Source organism: Streptomyces sp. NPDC002176 (genome assembly GCF_044903645.1).
Lineage (GTDB): Bacteria > Actinomycetota > Actinomycetes > Streptomycetales > Streptomycetaceae > Streptomyces.
On sequence record NZ_JBJDQW010000003.1, the window covers coordinates 229,638 to 245,960 of the forward strand.

Consider the following 16,323-nt stretch of genomic DNA (forward strand, 5'->3'; position numbering starts at 1 on the left):
ACGGGTGTCGCAGCGGGGCGGTGTGGCCGCGGGACATGTGGTCCCGCGGCCGTGTGGTCGCAGGACATGTGGCCCGAGACATGTGGTCCCGGCACATGTGGCCGCAGCACACGTCGTCCCGGCTTACACCGCCCGACCCCGGCGCTACTCCCCCCGCACCCGCAGTGCCCGCGCCAGGTCGTCCAGTTCGTCCGCGAGCTTGCGCCGCAGTGCGGGTACCGGGTCGGCGTCACGCAGGCACGCCTCTCCCAGTGCCAGGTTCTCGGCGTCGACGGCGTGGTGCGGGAAGGCCCAGGCTCCGGCGGCGGCGGCGATGGCGGGGCCGCGCCGGTCGGACACCGCGACCGCCTCCTCGTAGTAGCGGGGTACGTATTCCCGGACGAGGTCGGCCTGTTCGGGCTGCCAGAAGCCCTGGGCGGTGGCCTTGAAGAGGTAGTTGGAGAGGTCGTCGGTGGCGAACATGGCGTCCCAGGCCCGCCGCTTGGCCTCCGGGTCGGGCAGCGCGGCGCGGCAGCGGGCGGCGCCTTCCTGGCCGTTGGCGGAGGGGTCGCGCTCCAGTTCGGCGGTGATGGCGGCCTCGTCGGTGGCGCCGAGCACGGCGAGTCGGCCGAGGATGCGCCAGCGCAGCTCGGGGTCGAGTTCGGGGCCGCCGGGCACGGTGCCGTCGGCGAGCCAGGCGGCGATGGTGTCGGGGTGCGCGGCGACGTCGATGAAGTGCCGTACGGCGACCAGGCGCAGGCCGGGGTTGTCGCCGTCCTCGGTGCGGCGCAGCAGGTCGCGGCAGAGGGAGCCGAGGGTGGCGAGGGCGGCGGGCCGCTGCTCGGGGGTGAGGTAGCGGTCGGCGATGTGGGTGGCGGCGAAGGCCAGGACGCCCTGGACGAGGGCGAGGTCGGTCTCCAGCGGCAGGTGGGCGCGGGCGGTCTCCAGGTAGGCGGTGGGCGGGAGTTCGCCGTCGCGTACGGCGTCGCGCAGGGCGTTCCAGACGACGGCGCGGGTGAGCGGGTCGGGCAGGCCGGAGAGGCTGGTGCGCAGGGTCTGGAAGGACTCGGGGTCGAAGCGGACCTTGGCGTAGGTGAGGTCGCCGTCGTTGAGGAGGAGCAGCGCGGGCCGCTTGCCGAGCGGCTGGGGCGCGGTCTGCGGGATGTCGAGTCCGACGCGTTCGCGCAGGGTGAGGCGGCCCTCCTCGGTGAGGTCGTGGTCGTAGATTCCGGCGGTGACGCGGTGCGGGCGGCTGCCGTCGTGGTCGACGGTGAGGGTGCGGGTGCCGTCGGTGGTGGTGAGGCGGGGGGTGAGCTTGTCGACGCCGGTGGTGCGCAGCCAGGCGTCGGCCCAGGCGGGGACGTCGCGTTCGGTGGCGGAGGCGAGGGAGTCGATGAAGTCGGCGAGGGTGGCGTTGCCGAACCGGTGCCGTTCGAAGTGGACGTTGATCCCGGCGAGGAAGTCCTTCTCGCCGAGCCACGCGACGAGTTGGCGCAGGGCGGAGGCGCCCTTGGCGTAGGAGATGCCGTCGAAGTTGAGGAGGGCGGCGGCGGTGTCGTCGACGGACTCGGGGGCGACGGGGTGGGTGGAGGGGCGCTGGTCGGCGTCGTAGCCCCAGGACTTGCGGGTGACGCCGAACTCGACCCAGGGCTGGGTGAAGCGGGTGGCTTCCAGGGTGGTCTGGTAGCCCATGTACTCGGCGAAGGACTCGTTCAGCCAGATGTCGTCCCACCACTTGAGGGTGACGAGGTCGCCGAACCACATGTGGGCCATCTCGTGGGCGATGACCATGGCGCGGGTCTGCCGCTCGGTGTCGGTGACGGCGGAGCGGAAGACGAAGTCGTCGCGGAAGGTGACGAGTCCGGGGTTCTCCATGGCACCGGCGTTGAACTCGGGGACGAACGCCTGGTCGTAGGAGTCGAAAGGGTAGGGCTCCTCGAACTTCTCGTGGTAGCGGTCGTACAGGGCGCGGGTGATGTCCAGGATCTCGTCGGCGTCGGCGTCGAGGTGGGGGGCGAGCGAGCGGCGGCAGTGGATGCCGAAGGGCAGGCCGCGGTGCTCGGTGCGTACGGAGTGCCAGGGTCCGGCGGCGACGGCGACGAGGTAGGTGGAGATGAGCGGGGTGGTGGCGGCGCGCCAGCGGCCGTCGCCGAGGTGCTCGGTGACGCCGTTGGCGAGCACCTGCCAGCCGTCGGGGGCGGTGACGGTGACGTCGAAGACGGACTTGAGGTCGGGCTGGTCGAAGGCGGCGAAGACGCGCTGGACGTCGTCGAGGAAGAGCTGGGTGTAGACGTAGGTCTCGTCGTCGGTGGGGTCGGTGAAGCGGTGCATGCCCTCGCCGGTGCGGGAGTAGCGCATGGCCGCGTCGACGGTGAGTTCGTGCTCGCCCGCGGTGAGGTTCTTCAGCGGCAGCCGGTTGCCGTCGAGGGCGGATGTGTCCAGGGGCTGTCCGTCGAGGGTGACGGCGCGCAGCTCGGCGGGCTTCAGCTCGACGAAGGTGTCCCCGTCCGTGCGCGCGGTGAACCGGACCGCGGTACGGGAGCCGAAGGTCTCGTCACCGGTGGTGAGGTCGAGATCGACGGTGTAGCGGTGGACGTCGAGGAGCTCTGCTCGGGCTTGCGCTTCGTCGCGCGTCAGTACGGACATGGAGGCCATGCTGCCCGATCGCCCCGGCAGCGGACAGGGGCGGATTCGGTACGCGGCTTATGTCCGGCGGTGCGCCCGGCTCACTCCGGTCAGGGGCGGGTGCGGGCGGTGTCCTCGGCGATGCGTTCGTGGTGCCGGATCACCTCGGCGACGATGAAGTTCAGGAACTTCTCGGCGAAGGCGGGGTCGAGGCGGGCGTCCTCGGCGAGGCTGCGCAGCCGCTCGATCTGGCGGGCCTCGCGGCCGGGGTCGGCGGGCGGCAGGTGGTGGCGGGCCTTGAGGCGGCCGACCTGCTGGGTGGCCTTGAAGCGTTCGGCCAGCATGTGGACTACGGCCGCGTCGATGTTGTCGATGCTGGCCCGCAGCCGCTCCAGTTCCTCGCGGGCCTCGGGGTCGACGTCACCGGTGCCGGTGTTGCTGATGGTCATGGGGGTCCACCCTACGGGGCGCGGAAGGGTCGCCGTCGCGTCGGGCGGTCCTACAGTGGGAGAGATGTTCCGGGCGACCTTCGGGGGTGCGGGCGTGGCGGCAGGCGGACCGGTGGAGCACGGCTTCCCGCACCTCGCGACGGTGCGGTCGGCGGTCACGGCGCTGTACCGGCGGCTGTCGTACGAGGGGCTGCGGACCTTCGCGGCGAGTGTGGCCCCGGCGGACGTGGCGTTCGGCGACGGCGACGATCTGCATCTGGGCGCGCAGCGGGTGGCGCGGGAGCTGGTGCGGCATTTCCGGCTGCCGGACGCGCGGCTGATCGTCTGCTTCCGGGAGATGCGGCACGCGGCCGATGTGGAACTGGCGGCGGGCCCGGAGTACTTCGTGGAGCTGAACGACCGTTTCCGCACCCACCGGCAGGACATCGGCGCGGCCCTCGCCCATGAGGTGGCCCATGTGTATCTGCACCGGCTGGGCCTTGCGTTCCCGACCACGGCGGAGAACGAGATCCTCACCGACACGGTGACCACGTTCCTCGGCGCGGGCTGGCTGCTGCTGGACGCGTACCGGGAGCACGGCGAGGCGTCGCAGAAGCTGGGCTATCTCACCCCGGAGGAGTTCGGCTACGTCCTGGCGAAGCGGGCCGCGGTGTTCGGGGAGGACCCTGCGGTGTGGTTCACCAGTCCGCAGGCGTACACGGCGTATGTCGCGGGCCGGGACCGGGCGCGGGCGGACGAGCGGCGGGCGCCGCTGAGCGGGGCGGGCTGGGCGGAGCGGCGCCGGTACGCCCACGACCGGCGCGACACCGCCCGGCACGGCGAGGACCGGCACCACTCGGCCCGGCCCCGTCCGGATTCCCCCTACGAGTTCACCCCGGACGGGGCGGGCTGGAAGGTGTCCTTCCCGTGCCCGGTGTGCCATCAGCGCATCCGGGTCCCGGTGCGGGGCCGGGTCAGGGCCCGCTGCGGGTTGTGCCGGACGGTGCTGGAGTGCGACACCTGAGGGTGGCTCAGCCGGGGAGGCGGTCCGTCAGCCAGCGGGCGAGTTCCTCGGTGACGGCCGTGTGCGGGGTGGTCTCGGCGGACCAGATGAAGTCGTCGACGTCGCTCTCGTCCGGGGCGATGTCGTCCAGGTTCGCGTACAGGTCCTTCTGCTGGTCGAGGTCGCGGAGGGAGACCGCGCTGACCGTGGGCACGAAGCAGACGTCCTCGTGCCGCAGGTCGACCTGGGCGCCGACCTTCTTCAGCGCGTCGGCGAGGATGCCGTAGGAGCGCAGGGTGCCGCCGGGGGCGCCGTCCATCTCGGGGAGGTCGCCGGTGGTGATCGTCTTCTCGGACTCGGGGAAGCGGCGCTTCAGCTCGGCGACGGTGACCTCGCGGCCCTGGGCCTGGGCGTAGAAGGTGGTGCCGGGGTAGACCCGCTCGGACTTCAGCACGGTCTCGCCGGGCGGGACGGCGATGCCGGTGCCGTCGCCGCGGCCGTTGGCGAGGGCCAGCAGGCGCGGGATGCGCGGCCAGCCGCCGACCTCGGCCAGGCGCTGGAGGAACTCGCGGCGCTCGGGGGCGATGCCGTTCTGGCCGGTCATCGGGTCGTAGTGGCGCCAGAGCATCTGCCGGGCGGCCGGGCTGGTCATCTGCCGGGCGAAGTCGTTGGGCACCGGGATGAAGTGGGAGAACGCCTGGAGGCCGATGGGGATGTAGGCGCCGCGGTGCGGGGTGTCCCAGGAGAAGTACACGGCGGTCTGGTGGTCCAGGCGCTGCGTCTCCATACGGGCCAGCGCGTAGCGGGTGACGAGGCCGCCCATGCTGAAGCCGCCGACCATGAGGCGGGTGCCGCCCAGTCGTTCGGCCATCGTCCGGTGGATGGCGGCGGTCGCGGTCTGCGCGTTGTCGAGGAGGGAGGCGCTGCGCTCGTCGAAGCCGACGAGGATGACGTCCCGGCCCCGGCGGCGCAGCTCGGTCAGCAGGGGGTAAGTGCTGTCGAGGCCCGCGTAGAGCCGGGTGAGGTCGCTCGGGCCGAGGTTGAAGCCGTCGGCCATGACGACGGGCCGGATGATGCCCTGGTTGCCCTCGCCGTAGTGGATGTGGGCGTAGCCGCCGGGCAGGGACCACTTCTCGTCGGGCTCGGGCGCGGTGTACCCGGCCGGGGGCGCGGTGGTCAGCGGGCCGGTGAGGGTGAACTCCCCGACGCTCTGCTCCGCCTGCTCGTGCTGCTCGGACATGGCCGTCTCCTTCCGGACCCCGCGGGCGCGATGGTCGGGACATCATCAGCACGCCCTCTGACCTGCGAGGGGAGCCGCACCGCGGGGTTCATTCCTAAGAGTGCGGACAGGGCGGGACGGTGACGCGGCGTCGGGAAATCAGGTGATCACAGCCTCGGACCTCCCACTCCCCCAGTGATCCGATACTTTGTTCGCCGCCGTCCCCACCGGCTCACCTCTCACCCCCTTTCCTCGAAGGAGCCGGCCGTGACCGCCGAGTCCGCCGTGACCACGTGCTTCCGTCATCCCAAGGTGGAGTCGCACGTCCGCTGCACCCGCTGCGAGCGCTATATCTGCCCGGACTGCATGCGTGCGGCGTCGGTCGGCCACCAGTGCGTGGAGTGCGTGCGGGAGGGCGCCCGCTCGATACGGCGAGCGCGGACCGCGTTCGGCGGCCGGATCAGCACGTTTCCGCTGGTCACCTGGGTGCTGGTGGCGCTGAACGTGCTCGCCTACCTCGCCGAGCTGGCCCGGCCCTCGGTGGTGGACCGGTTCGGGATGCTGGGCGCGGGCCTGGTCGGGCCGGACGGCGTGCACTACCTGTGGCAGTACCCGTACGACCCGGCGCTGAGCCCGGAGGGGGTGGTCGGCGGGCAGTGGGAGCGGCTGCTGACCGGCGCGTTCCTGCACATGCCGCCGGACGACGGGATCGGGGTGGTGCACATCGTGCTGAACATGGTGGCGCTGGTGAACGTCGGCCGGGTGGTGGAGACCCAGCTCGGCCGGGCCCGCTATCTCGCGCTGTATCTGCTCTCGGCGCTCGGCGGCTCGGTCCTGGTCCTGCTGATCGCGCCGGACGCGCCGACGGTGGGCGCCTCGGGCGCGGTGTTCGGGCTGGGTGCCGCGTACTGGGTGATGGGGCGCCGCCTGGGCTACGACATGCGGGCGGTCAACCAGTACATGACGGGGCTGCTGATCTGGCTGGTGGTCTCGGCCTTCGCGACCTCCTGGCAGGGCCACCTGGGCGGCCTGCTGGCGGGCGCCGTGGTGACCCTCGCCTTCGCCTACGCCCCGCGTGGCGACCGCCGCACGCTGATCCAGTGGGCCGCCTGCGCGGGGCTTCTGGTCCTGCTGCTGGGCCTCGCGGCGGTGAAGGTGGCCACGCTCACCGGCGGCACCTACTGACAAGGCGGCGGCGCCTGCCCGGGCGTCCGGTCGGGGACTGTCGGGCAGGCGCCGTCTGATGTTCCGTACGTCGTTGTACGGCACACCGGGTCGGGAGGGTCAGACCGCCAGGGAGCGGTCGGTGGGGCGGATCGGGGCGGGCAGGTCGCTGACCCCGGTGAGGTGGCGGTCCACGCCGCGGGCGGCGGAGCGGCCCTCGGCGATGGCCCAGACGATCAGGGACTGGCCCCGGCCCGCGTCACCGGCGACGAAGACGCCGGGCACGTTGGTCTGGAAGTCGGTGTCACGGGCGATGTTGCCCCGCTCGTCCAGCTCCAGGCCGAACTGGTCGACCAGGCCGTTCTCCCGGTCGGTGCCGGTGAAGCCCATGGCGAGGGTGACCAGCTGGGCCGGGATCTTCCGCTCGCTGCCCGGCTTCGGGGTGAGCTTGCCGTCGATGAACTCGACCTCGGCCAGGTGCAGCGCCTGGACGTTGCCGTCCTCGTCGCCCTCGAAGTGGGTGGTGGAGACGGCGTAGACCCGCTCGCCGCCCTCCTCGTGGGCGCTGGTGACCTTGTACAGCATGGGGAAGGTCGGCCAGGGCTGGTTCAGCGCGTGCCGCTCGTCGTTCGGGCGGGGCATGATCTCCAGCTGGGTGACGGAGGCCGCGCCCTGGCGGTGGGCGGTGCCCACGCAGTCGGCGCCGGTGTCGCCGCCGCCGATGACGACGACGTGCTTGCCCTCGGCCGAGATCGGCGGGGCCACGAAGTCGCCCTCCTGGACCTTGTTGGACAGCGGCAGGTACTCCATCGCCTGGTGGATGCCGTTCAACTCCCGCCCGGGGACGGGGAGATCGCGGGCCATGGTGGCTCCGGCGGCGATGACGACCGCGTCGTACCGCTTCTTCAGGTCACCGGCCTTCAGGTCGCGGCCGATCTCCACGCCGGTGCGGAACCGGGTGCCCTCCGCGCGCATCTGCTCGATACGGCGGTTGATGTGCCGCTTCTCCATCTTGAACTCGGGGATGCCGTACCGCAGCAGGCCGCCGACGCGGTCGGCGCGCTCGTACACGGCGACCGTGTGACCGGCGCGGGTGAGCTGCTGGGCGGCGGCGAGCCCGGCCGGGCCGGAGCCGATGACGGCGACCGTCTTGCCGGACAGCCGCTCGGGGATGCGCGGGGCGACGTCCCCGGTCTCCCACGCCCGGTCGATGATCGAGACCTCGACGTTCTTGATGGTGACCGGCTGCTGGTTGATGCCCAGCACACAGGCCGACTCACAGGGCGCGGGGCAGAGCCGCCCGGTGAACTCGGGGAAGTTGTTGGTCGCGTGCAGCCGCTCGGAGGCGGCCGCCCAGTCCTGCCGGTAGGCGTAGTCGTTCCACTCCGGGATCAGGTTCCCGAGCGGACAGCCGTTGTGGCAGAACGGGATGCCGCAGTCCATGCATCGGCTGGCCTGCTTGCCGATGATCGGCAGCAGGGCGCCGGGGACGTAGACCTCGTTCCAGTCCTTGACGCGCTCGTCGACGGGACGGGTCCGGGCGACCTCGCGGCCGTGGTTCAGAAAGCCCTTGGGATCAGCCATTGGTCGCCGCCTCCATCATCTTCTCGGTGATCTCGGCCTCGGAGAGACCGGCTCGCTCGGCGGCGTCCTTGGCGGCGAGCACTGCCTTGTACGTGCTGGGGATGATCCTGCTGAAGCGCTCCACGGACCGGTCCCAGTCCGCGAGGAGCTTCTCGGCGACCGTGGACCCGGTCTCCTCGGCATGGCGGCGCACCACGTCGTGCAGCCAGGTCCGGTCGGCGTCGTCGAGCGGCTCGACCGCGTCTCCGTTGCCCGCGTTGACGTTGTCCGGGTTGAGGTCGATGACGTACGCGATGCCGCCGGACATGCCCGCCGCGAAGTTGCGGCCGGTCTCGCCGAGGACGACCGCGTGACCGCCGGTCATGTACTCGCAGCCGTGGTCGCCGACGCCCTCGGAGACCACCAGGGCCCCGGAGTTGCGGACGCAGAACCGCTCGCCGGTACGGCCGCGCAGGAACAGCTCGCCGCCGGTGGCGCCGTAGCCGATGGTGTTGCCCGCGATGGTGGAGTACTCCGCGAGGTGATCGGCGGCCCGGTCGGGGCGGACCACGATCCGGCCGCCGGAGAGGCCCTTGCCGACGTAGTCGTTGGCGTCGCCCTCCAGGCGGAGGGTGACTCCGCGCGGCAGGAACGCGCCGAAGGACTGCCCGGCCGAGCCGGTGAAGGTGATGTCGATGGTGTCGTCGGGCAGGCCCGCGCCGCCGAACTTCCGCGTCACCTCGTGGCCGAGCATGGTGCCGACCGTGCGGTTGATGTTGCGGATGGCGACCTGGGCGCGCACCGGGTGCGCCTCGGTGGCGTCGGTGGCGGCGAGCGCGTCGGCGGCGAGCCTGATCAGCTCGTTGTCGAGCGCCTTCTCCAGTCCGTGGTCCTGGGAGACGACCTGGTGGCGGACCGCGCCCTCGGCCAGCTCGGGCACGTGGAACAGCGGCTCCAGGTCCAGGCCCTGGGCCTTGAAGTGGTTGACGGCGCGCCGCACGTCGAGCACCTCGGCGTGGCCGACGGCCTCCTCGATGGAGCGGAAGCCCAGCTCGGCGAGGAGTTCGCGGACCTCTTCGGCGATGAACCGGAAGAAGTTGACGATGTACTCGGCCTTGCCCTCGAAGCGCTCGCGCAGCACCGGGTTCTGGGTGGCGATGCCGACCGGGCAGGTGTCCAGGTGGCAGACGCGCATCATCACGCAGCCGGAGACGACCAGCGGCGCGGTGGCGAAGCCGAACTCCTCGGCGCCGAGCAGCGCGGCGATGACGACGTCCCGGCCGGTCTTGAGCTGGCCGTCGGTCTGGACGACGATCCGGTCGCGCAGCCCGTTGAGCAGCAGGGTCTGCTGGGTCTCGGCGAGGCCCAGCTCCCAGGGGCCGCCCGCGTGCTTGAGCGAGGTGAGCGGGGAGGCGCCGGTGCCGCCGTCGTGGCCGGAGACCAGCACCACGTCGGCGTGCGCCTTGGACACACCGGCCGCGACCGTGCCGACGCCGACCTCGGAGACCAGCTTCACGTGGATGCGGGCGGCGGGGTTGGCGTTCTTCAGGTCGTGGATGAGCTGGGCGAGGTCCTCGATGGAGTAGATGTCGTGGTGTGGCGGCGGGGAGATCAGGCCGACGCCGGGCGTGGAGTGCCGGGTCTTGGCGACCCAGGGGTAGACCTTGTGGCCGGGCAGCTGGCCGCCCTCGCCGGGCTTGGCGCCCTGGGCCATCTTGATCTGGATGTCGTCGGCGTTGACCAGGTACTCGGAGGTGACGCCGAAGCGGCCGGAGGCGACCTGCTTGATGGCGCTGCGCCGGGCCGGGTCGTACAGCCGCTCCGGGTCCTCGCCGCCCTCGCCGGTGTTGGACTTGCCGCCCAGCTGGTTCATGGCGATGGCGAGGGTCTCGTGCGCCTCCTGGGAGATGGAGCCGTACGACATGGCGCCGGTGGAGAAGCGCTTGACGATCTCGGAGACCGGTTCGACCTCGTCCACCGGGATCGGGGCGCGGCCGGAGCCGAAGCCGAACAGGCCGCGCAGCGTCATCAGGCGCTCGGACTGCTCGTTCACCCGGTCGGTGTACTTCTTGAAGATGTCGTAGCTGCCGCTGCGGGTGGAGTGCTGGAGGCGGAAGACCGTCTCCGGGTCGAACAGGTGCGGCTCGCCCTCGCGGCGCCACTGGTACTCGCCGCCGATGTCGAGGGTGCGGTGCGCGGGCGCGATGCCGCTGGCCGGGTACGCCTTGGCGTGCCGGGCGCCGACCTCGCGGGCGATGACGTCGATGCCGACGCCGCCGATCTTGGAGGTGGTGCCGTCGAAGTACTTGGCCACGAAGGCGTCGTCCAGGCCGACGGCCTCGAAGACCTGGGCGCCGCGGTAGGAGGCGACGGTGGAGATGCCCATCTTGGACATCACCTTGAGCACGCCCTTGCCGAGGGCGTAGATGAGGTTGCGGATGGCCGTCTCGGGCTCCATGCCGGGCAGGAAGGTGCCCGCGCGGACCAGGTCCTCGACGGACTCCATCGCCAGGTAGGGGTTGACGGCGGCGGCGCCGAACCCGATCAGCAGGGCGACGTGGTGGACCTCGCGGACGTCTCCGGCCTCGACCAGGAGGCCCACATGGGTGCGCTCCTTGGTGCGGATGAGGTGGTGGTGGACGGCCGCGGTGAGCAGCAGCGAGGGGATCGGGGCGTGCTCGGCGTCGCAGTGCCGGTCGGAGAGCACGATGAGCCGGGCGCCGTTGTCGATGGCGGCGTCGGCCTCGGCGCAGATCTCCTCGATGCGGGCGGCGAGGGAGTCGCCGCCGCCGGAGACCCGGTAGAGGCCGGAGAGGGTGGCCGCCTTGAAGCCGGGCATGTCGCCGTCGGCGTTGATGTGGATGAGCTTGGCCAGCTCGTCGTTGTCGATGACCGGGAAGGGCAGCAGGACGGAGCGGCAGGAGGCGGCGCTCGGGTCGAGCAGGTTGCCCTGGGGGCCCAGCGAGCTGCGCAGGGAGGTGACCAGTTCCTCGCGGATGGCGTCCAGCGGCGGGTTGGTGACCTGGGCGAAGAGCTGGGTGAAGTAGTCGAAGAGCAGCCGGGGGCGCTCGGAGAGCACCGCGATGGGGCTGTCGGTGCCCATGGAGCCGATGGGTTCGGCACCGGCCTTGGCCATCGGGGCGAGGATGATCCGCAGCTCTTCCTCGGTGTAGCCGAAGGTCTGCTGGCGGCGGGTGACGGAGGCGTGGGTGTGGACGATGTGCTCGCGCTCGGGCAGGTCGCCCAGCTCGATCTCGCCCGTCTCCATCCAGTCGGTGTAGGGCTGCTCGGTGGCGAGCTGCGCCTTGATCTCGTCGTCCTCGATGATGCGGTGCTCGGCGGTGTCCACCAGGAACATCCGGCCGGGCTGCAGGCGGCCCTTGCGGACCACGCGGGCGGGGTCGATGTCGAGGACGCCGACCTCGGAGCCGAGGACGACCAGGCCGTCGTCGGTGACCCAGTAGCGGCCGGGGCGCAGGCCGTTGCGGTCGAGCACGGCGCCGACCTGGGTGCCGTCGGTGAAGGTGACGCAGGCGGGGCCGTCCCAGGGCTCCATCATCGTGGAGTGGAACTGGTAGAAGGCGCGCCGGGCCGGGTCCATGGAGTCGTGGTTCTCCCACGCCTCCGGGATCATCATCAGCACCGCGTGGGGCAGCGAGCGGCCGCCGAGGTGGAGCAGCTCCAGCACCTCGTCGAAGGACGCCGAGTCGGAGGCGTCCGGCGTACAGACGGGGAAGGTGCGGGCGAGGTTGTCGTCGGTGCCGAACAGGTCGGAGCCGAGCTGGGACTCGCGGGCGCGCATCCAGTTGCGGTTGCCCTTGACGGTGTTGATCTCACCGTTGTGGGCGACGAAGCGGTACGGGTGCGCCAGCGGCCACGACGGGAAGGTGTTCGTGGAGAAGCGGGAGTGCACCAGCGCGATCGCGGAGGCGAACCGGCGGTCGGACAGGTCCGGGAAGAAGGGCTCCAGCTGGCCGGTGGTCAGCATGCCCTTGTAGACGATCGTCCGGGCGGACAGGGACGGGAAGTAGACCCCGGCCTCCCGCTCGGCGCGCTTGCGCACCACGAACGCCTTGCGGTCCAGCGCGATGCCCTCGCTGACGCCGTCGGCGACGAAGAGCTGGCGGAAGGCGGGCATGGTCGAGCGGGCGGTCGCGCCGAGCAGTTCGGGGGCGACCGGGACCTCGCGCCAGCCGAGGACGGTGAGGCCCTCCTCGGCGGCGATCGTCTCGATCCGTGAGACGACTTCGGCGGTGCCGTCCTCGGGCAGGAAGGCGATGCCGACGGCGTAGGAACCGGCGGCGGGGAGGTCGAATCCGGCCACCTCGCGGAAGAAGGCGTCGGGCACCTGGGAGAGGATTCCGGCGCCGTCCCCGGAGTCGGGCTCGGAGCCGGTCGCGCCGCGGTGTTCGAGATTGCGCAGGACGGTCAGCGCCTGCTCGACCAGCGCATGGCTCGCCTCACCGGTGAGGGTGGCCACGAAGCCGACGCCGCAGGCGTCGTGCTCGTCGCGGGGGTCGTACATGCCCTGCGCGGCAGGGCGGGCATCCATGAAGGACCAGGCTCGGTCGGTCACGGAATGCGGGGACGGCTGGCGCGTCGTACGCATCGGCTCTCCCGTCGTCGTCAGTGGCATATAACAGGTGCCGAGGGACGACGCTGGCCCTCTGCTGGTGCAAAATTTCGTGCAGGTTACATGATGGAACGCTTGTCGGGAACCGGATACTCCGTTCCACCATGCGGACGCCACAGGGGGGCGCGGCGGGGTGCCGTGGGGTACGGCGGGCGCCGCTCCGGGCGGCTGGAAAAGCGGGGGTTCTCAGCTGTAGCGAGCGGGGTCCTGCGACTGGGCCGGACGGGTGGTGACCGGTCGGGTCCAGGGGGCGGGGAGGCGTCGTCGCCCGTCCCGCGAGTGCACCGCGGGCGCCGTTGCCCGCAGTGCTTACGGCTCATGCCCGACGCTCAAGCGTGCGAAACCCGCGAGTAACAATTATTTATGCGGGCCCCGGCATATGTCCAGGGTCTCTCAGCTCACAGCGGTCCCGAACAGGCTGCCGAGGGCGAAGGTGACGCCCGCCGCCGCACCGCCCAGCGCGAGCTGACGGAGTCCGCTGAACCACCAGCTGCGGGCGGTCACCCGGGCCACCACGGCGCCGCAGGCGAACAGTCCGGCGAGCGCGAGCAGGACGGCGGGCCACAGGGCGGTGGCGCCCAGCAGGTAGGGCAGCACGGGCAGCAGGGCACCGAGCGCGAAGGCGCCGAAGGAGGAGACGGCGGCGGTCAGCGGGGAGGGCAGGTCCTCGGGGTCGATGCCCAGTTCTTCCCGGGCGTGTATCTCCAACGCCTGCTCGGGGTCCTTCGACAGCTGCCGGGCGACCTCGCGGGCGAGCGCGGGCTCGACCCCGCGGGAGGCGTACAGCGCGGCCAGCTCGTCCTCCTCGGCCTGCGGGTGCTTGCGCAGCTCACGGCGCTCGACGTCGAGTTCGGCCTGCACGAGTTCGGCCTGCGAGGCGACGGAGGTGTACTCGCCCGCCGCCATCGAGAAGGCACCGGCCGCGAGTCCGGCGAGGCCAGTGATCACGATCGTCTGGTGGCCCACCGAGCCGCCCGCGACACCGGTCATCAGGGCGAGGTTGGAGACCAGGCCGTCCATCGCGCCGAACACGGCGGGGCGCAGCCAGCCGCCGTTGACGTCGCGGTGCGTGTGGTTGTCGCGGTGCGCCTCGTGCAGCGCGGCCTCGGTCTCGATGATGGCCATGAGGACCCCCGGGTAAGCTGAGCCAAAGCTAACTTTGGACTGATTCTATTTTTCGAAGACCCTCAATCTACGACGATCGGAGCGCCGCCGCCAGCAAGGCGAGGCTGCGCTAACCCGCTGCTTCTGCCCTGCTCAGACGCCCGCGCCGGAGATTTCCCGGTACCGAGCGGGTGATGGCGGGGGCCCGGAGGCTAGGGCGCCGCCCCTCGGGTGGGACACATCCGCAAAGAGACCACGCGGTCCACGCGGCCCACGCGGTCCTGGCGAAGGAGGGTCCCGCCCATGGCATCGCACGCACCCGCTTCCCCGCTGCCCGCCCCCGCCGGACCCGGACTCCGCGAGCGGGCGCGCGGCGCGCTGCTCGGCCTGGCCGTGGGCGACGCGCTGGGCGCCCCCGCCGAGAACCTGAAGCCCTCCGAGATCCGCGCCCGCTGGGGCCGCATCACCGGGTACGTCACCGACCGGCCCTGCGGCACGGACGACACCGAGTACGCGATCTTCTCCGGGCTGCTGCTGGCCCGGCACGGCTCCGCGCTCACCCCGGCGCATGTGGAGGGGGCCTGGCACCAGTGGATCGCGGGCCGGGCCGAGGGTCCCTTCCGGGGCGCGGGGTTCAGTGAGCGGGGCACGCTGGAGAACCTGCGCCGGGGACTGGCGGCGCCCATCTCGGCCCAGCACCGGCACGCCTGGAGCGACGGGCTGGCGATGCGGGCGGCGCCGTTCGGGGTGTTCGCGGCGGGGCGGCCCTCGGAGGCGGCCCGGCTGGTGGCGATCGACGGCTCGGTCAGCCACGAGGGCGAGGGCATCTACGGCGGCCAGGCGGTCGCGGCCGGGGTGGCCGCCGCGATGGCGGGCGCGGAACCGGCCGTGGTGATCGCGGCCGCCCTCGCCGTCGTACCGGACGACTCCTGGACCGCCCGCTCGCTGCGCCGCGCGGTCGCCGTCGCCCACCGGGGTGAACGCGCGGTCCGTTCCGCGGTGGTCATCGGCGGCTACCCCTGGACCGACCTGGCCCCCGAGGCGGTCGCCCTCGCCTTCGGCGCGTACGCGGCGGCCGACGGCGACTTCCGGGAGGCGGTCCTGACGGCCGTCAACATGGGCCGGGACGCCGACACCACGGCGGCGGTCGCGGGCGCCCTGGCGGGCGCCACCGGCGGAATCGCCGCCATCCCCGCCATATGGGCCGCCGCCATTGGTCCGGCCCGCGGCAGGTGTCTGCCCGCCATGTCGGGCCACCACATCCTCGACGTGGCCGAGCTGCTGACACCGGAGGAGGGCGGCAAGTGGGGCGAGGGAGTGGTCCTGCCGGACCTGCTGCCGGAAGGCGTACGACTGGCGCTCGGGAGCGAGCCGGGGCCCGCCGCGGTGGCGGCCGGGGAGCCGCCGCTCACCCTGACGGGCACCGCCGCGGAGACACCGTTCCCGCTCCCGCCGGCCGTGCGGGACGCCGACCCGGAGGCCCGGTCATGACCCGCCGGATCGAGGGGCTGCTGCTGGGGCTCGCCGCCGGGGACGCGGCGGGCTGGCCCGCCGCACGGCACCGGGCGGCCCGGATGCCGGAGTGGACACGGCGGCTCACCCGCGAGCTGGACACCTTCGCGGAGCAGAACGCGACCACCACGCTGCCGGTGCCCATCGCCCTGAACCAGCCCCCGGAACCGCTCCGGCTCGGCCCCTCCGACGACGCGGAGTGGGCGGCGTTCGCGGCGGAGGCGGTGCTGCGGGCCGGGGACGACGTCCTGGGCGACCTCAGCCGGGACCGCCGTATGCGCGCCGCGATCGACCTGACCTGGACCGCCGTGGCCTCCGAGGTCGCCGCGGCGGCCGAACGGGCGCCGGAGATCGAGTCGGCCGTGCTCCCGCTGCGCGCCCGCATCTCGGTGCGCGCGGGCCTCGGCAACCTCGCCGCCGGACTCCGCCCGCCCGCCACCGGCCACGACAACCCGCACTACTTCGACGACGCGGCCTGCGTACGCGCCTGTGTGCTGGCCGTCGCCCACCCCGGCGACCCGGCCCGCGCGGCGGACCTGGCGGAGTTCGACGCCCGCTACACCCAGGACGGCGACGGGGTACACGGCGCGCGGGCGATGGCGGCGGCGGTGGCCACCGCGCTGTCCGGCGCGGGCGCGGACGCGTGTGTGGCGGCCGCGCTGGACGAGCTGCCCGAGGGCACCGAGATCGGCCGCAACGCCCGGCACGCGCTGGCCCTGGTGACCGACACCGACACCGCGTTCGCCCTGGTCCCGCTGCTGGAGCACCAGATCGTGGACCACGTCTACAGCTACGGCATCGCCGCCGCCGAGACCGTCCCGGTGGCCCTCGCGCTGACCCTCGCGGCCGCCGGACGCATCGCCGAGGCGGTGCCCGCGGCCGCCTGTCTGTCCCGGGTCGCCGACTCCGCGCCCGCGCTCGCCGGGGCGCTCTGCGGCGCGCTGGGCGGCGGAGAGTGCGTGCCGGAGGCGTGGCGGCGTTCCTGCCGGACCCTCTCCGGCTGCGCGCTGCCCCGGCTGACCGGCACCGATCTCGTGGAACTCGCCGGGCTGCTGGAAGCGGCCCAACGGACCCGGCCAGGGGGATGATGCGC

General features: G+C 72.5%; 10 protein-coding genes. 4 read left to right on the forward strand and 6 right to left on the reverse strand.

All coding sequences use genetic code 11. The features are described 5' to 3' along the window. Positions 1-144 precede the first annotated feature (144 nt). Entirely contained in the window at positions 145-2,625 is a 2,481-nt protein-coding gene (pepN, locus tag ACI2LY_RS14840) for an aminopeptidase N (protein ID WP_404707497.1), read from the reverse strand. An 89-nt stretch (positions 2,626-2,714) separates the two neighbouring features. Beyond that, positions 2,715-3,053 (reverse strand): chorismate mutase, encoded by a 339-nt coding sequence (locus tag ACI2LY_RS14845; protein WP_388992228.1) that lies wholly within the window; start codon positions 3,051-3,053, stop codon positions 2,715-2,717. Positions 3,054-3,147: 94 nt separating this feature from the next. Between ACI2LY_RS14845 and ACI2LY_RS14850 the strand changes: the two genes are divergently transcribed. Beyond that, complete coding sequence (locus tag ACI2LY_RS14850) at positions 3,148-4,056, forward strand: hypothetical protein (RefSeq protein ID WP_404708143.1); 909 nt, start codon at positions 3,148-3,150, stop codon at positions 4,054-4,056. Between the two features lie 7 nt (positions 4,057-4,063). Here ACI2LY_RS14850 and ACI2LY_RS14855 read toward each other — a convergent pair whose 3' ends face one another. Then, positions 4,064-5,275 carry an esterase/lipase family protein gene (locus tag ACI2LY_RS14855; RefSeq protein ID WP_404707498.1) on the reverse strand — a complete coding sequence of 404 codons (1,212 nt, stop codon included), beginning with the start codon at positions 5,273-5,275 and terminating at the stop codon, positions 4,064-4,066. 246 nt (positions 5,276-5,521) lie between these two features. On the opposite strand from ACI2LY_RS14855, the gene ACI2LY_RS14860 reads away from it, so the two are divergent. Continuing rightward, positions 5,522-6,439 carry a rhomboid family intramembrane serine protease gene (locus ACI2LY_RS14860; protein ID WP_404707499.1) on the forward strand — a complete coding sequence of 306 codons (918 nt, stop codon included), beginning with the start codon at positions 5,522-5,524 and terminating at the stop codon, positions 6,437-6,439. 99 nt (positions 6,440-6,538) lie between these two features. On the opposite strand, the gene ACI2LY_RS14865 is transcribed toward ACI2LY_RS14860, so the two are convergent. The 3 genes from ACI2LY_RS14865 to ACI2LY_RS14875 form a co-directional block, all read right to left on the reverse strand. Further along, positions 6,539-8,002, reverse strand: coding sequence for a glutamate synthase subunit beta (locus tag ACI2LY_RS14865; RefSeq protein ID WP_404707500.1), 1,464 nt, complete (start codon positions 8,000-8,002; stop codon positions 6,539-6,541). Beyond that, positions 7,995-12,590: a glutamate synthase large subunit gene (gltB, locus tag ACI2LY_RS14870; RefSeq protein ID WP_404707501.1), complete on the reverse strand. Its 4,596-nt coding sequence runs from the start codon at positions 12,588-12,590 to the stop codon at positions 7,995-7,997. The genes ACI2LY_RS14865 and gltB overlap by 8 nt, the downstream gene beginning before the upstream one ends. Before the next feature lie 417 nt (positions 12,591-13,007). Next, positions 13,008-13,739, reverse strand: coding sequence for a VIT1/CCC1 transporter family protein (locus ACI2LY_RS14875; RefSeq protein WP_401444625.1), 732 nt, complete (start codon positions 13,737-13,739; stop codon positions 13,008-13,010). A 282-nt stretch (positions 13,740-14,021) separates the two neighbouring features. On the opposite strand from ACI2LY_RS14875, the gene ACI2LY_RS14880 reads away from it, so the two are divergent. Both ACI2LY_RS14880 and ACI2LY_RS14885 read left to right on the forward strand, forming a co-directional pair. Then, a complete protein-coding gene (locus ACI2LY_RS14880; RefSeq protein ID WP_404707502.1) occupies positions 14,022-15,209 on the forward strand; it encodes an ADP-ribosylglycohydrolase family protein in 1,188 nt (395 codons plus the stop codon). Beyond that, the gene (locus tag ACI2LY_RS14885) at positions 15,206-16,318 is read left to right on the forward strand and encodes an ADP-ribosylglycohydrolase family protein (RefSeq protein ID WP_393597238.1); all 1,113 of its coding nucleotides are present in this window, start codon (positions 15,206-15,208) and stop codon (positions 16,316-16,318) included. The genes ACI2LY_RS14880 and ACI2LY_RS14885 overlap by 4 nt, the downstream gene beginning before the upstream one ends. Positions 16,319-16,323 lie beyond the last annotated feature (5 nt).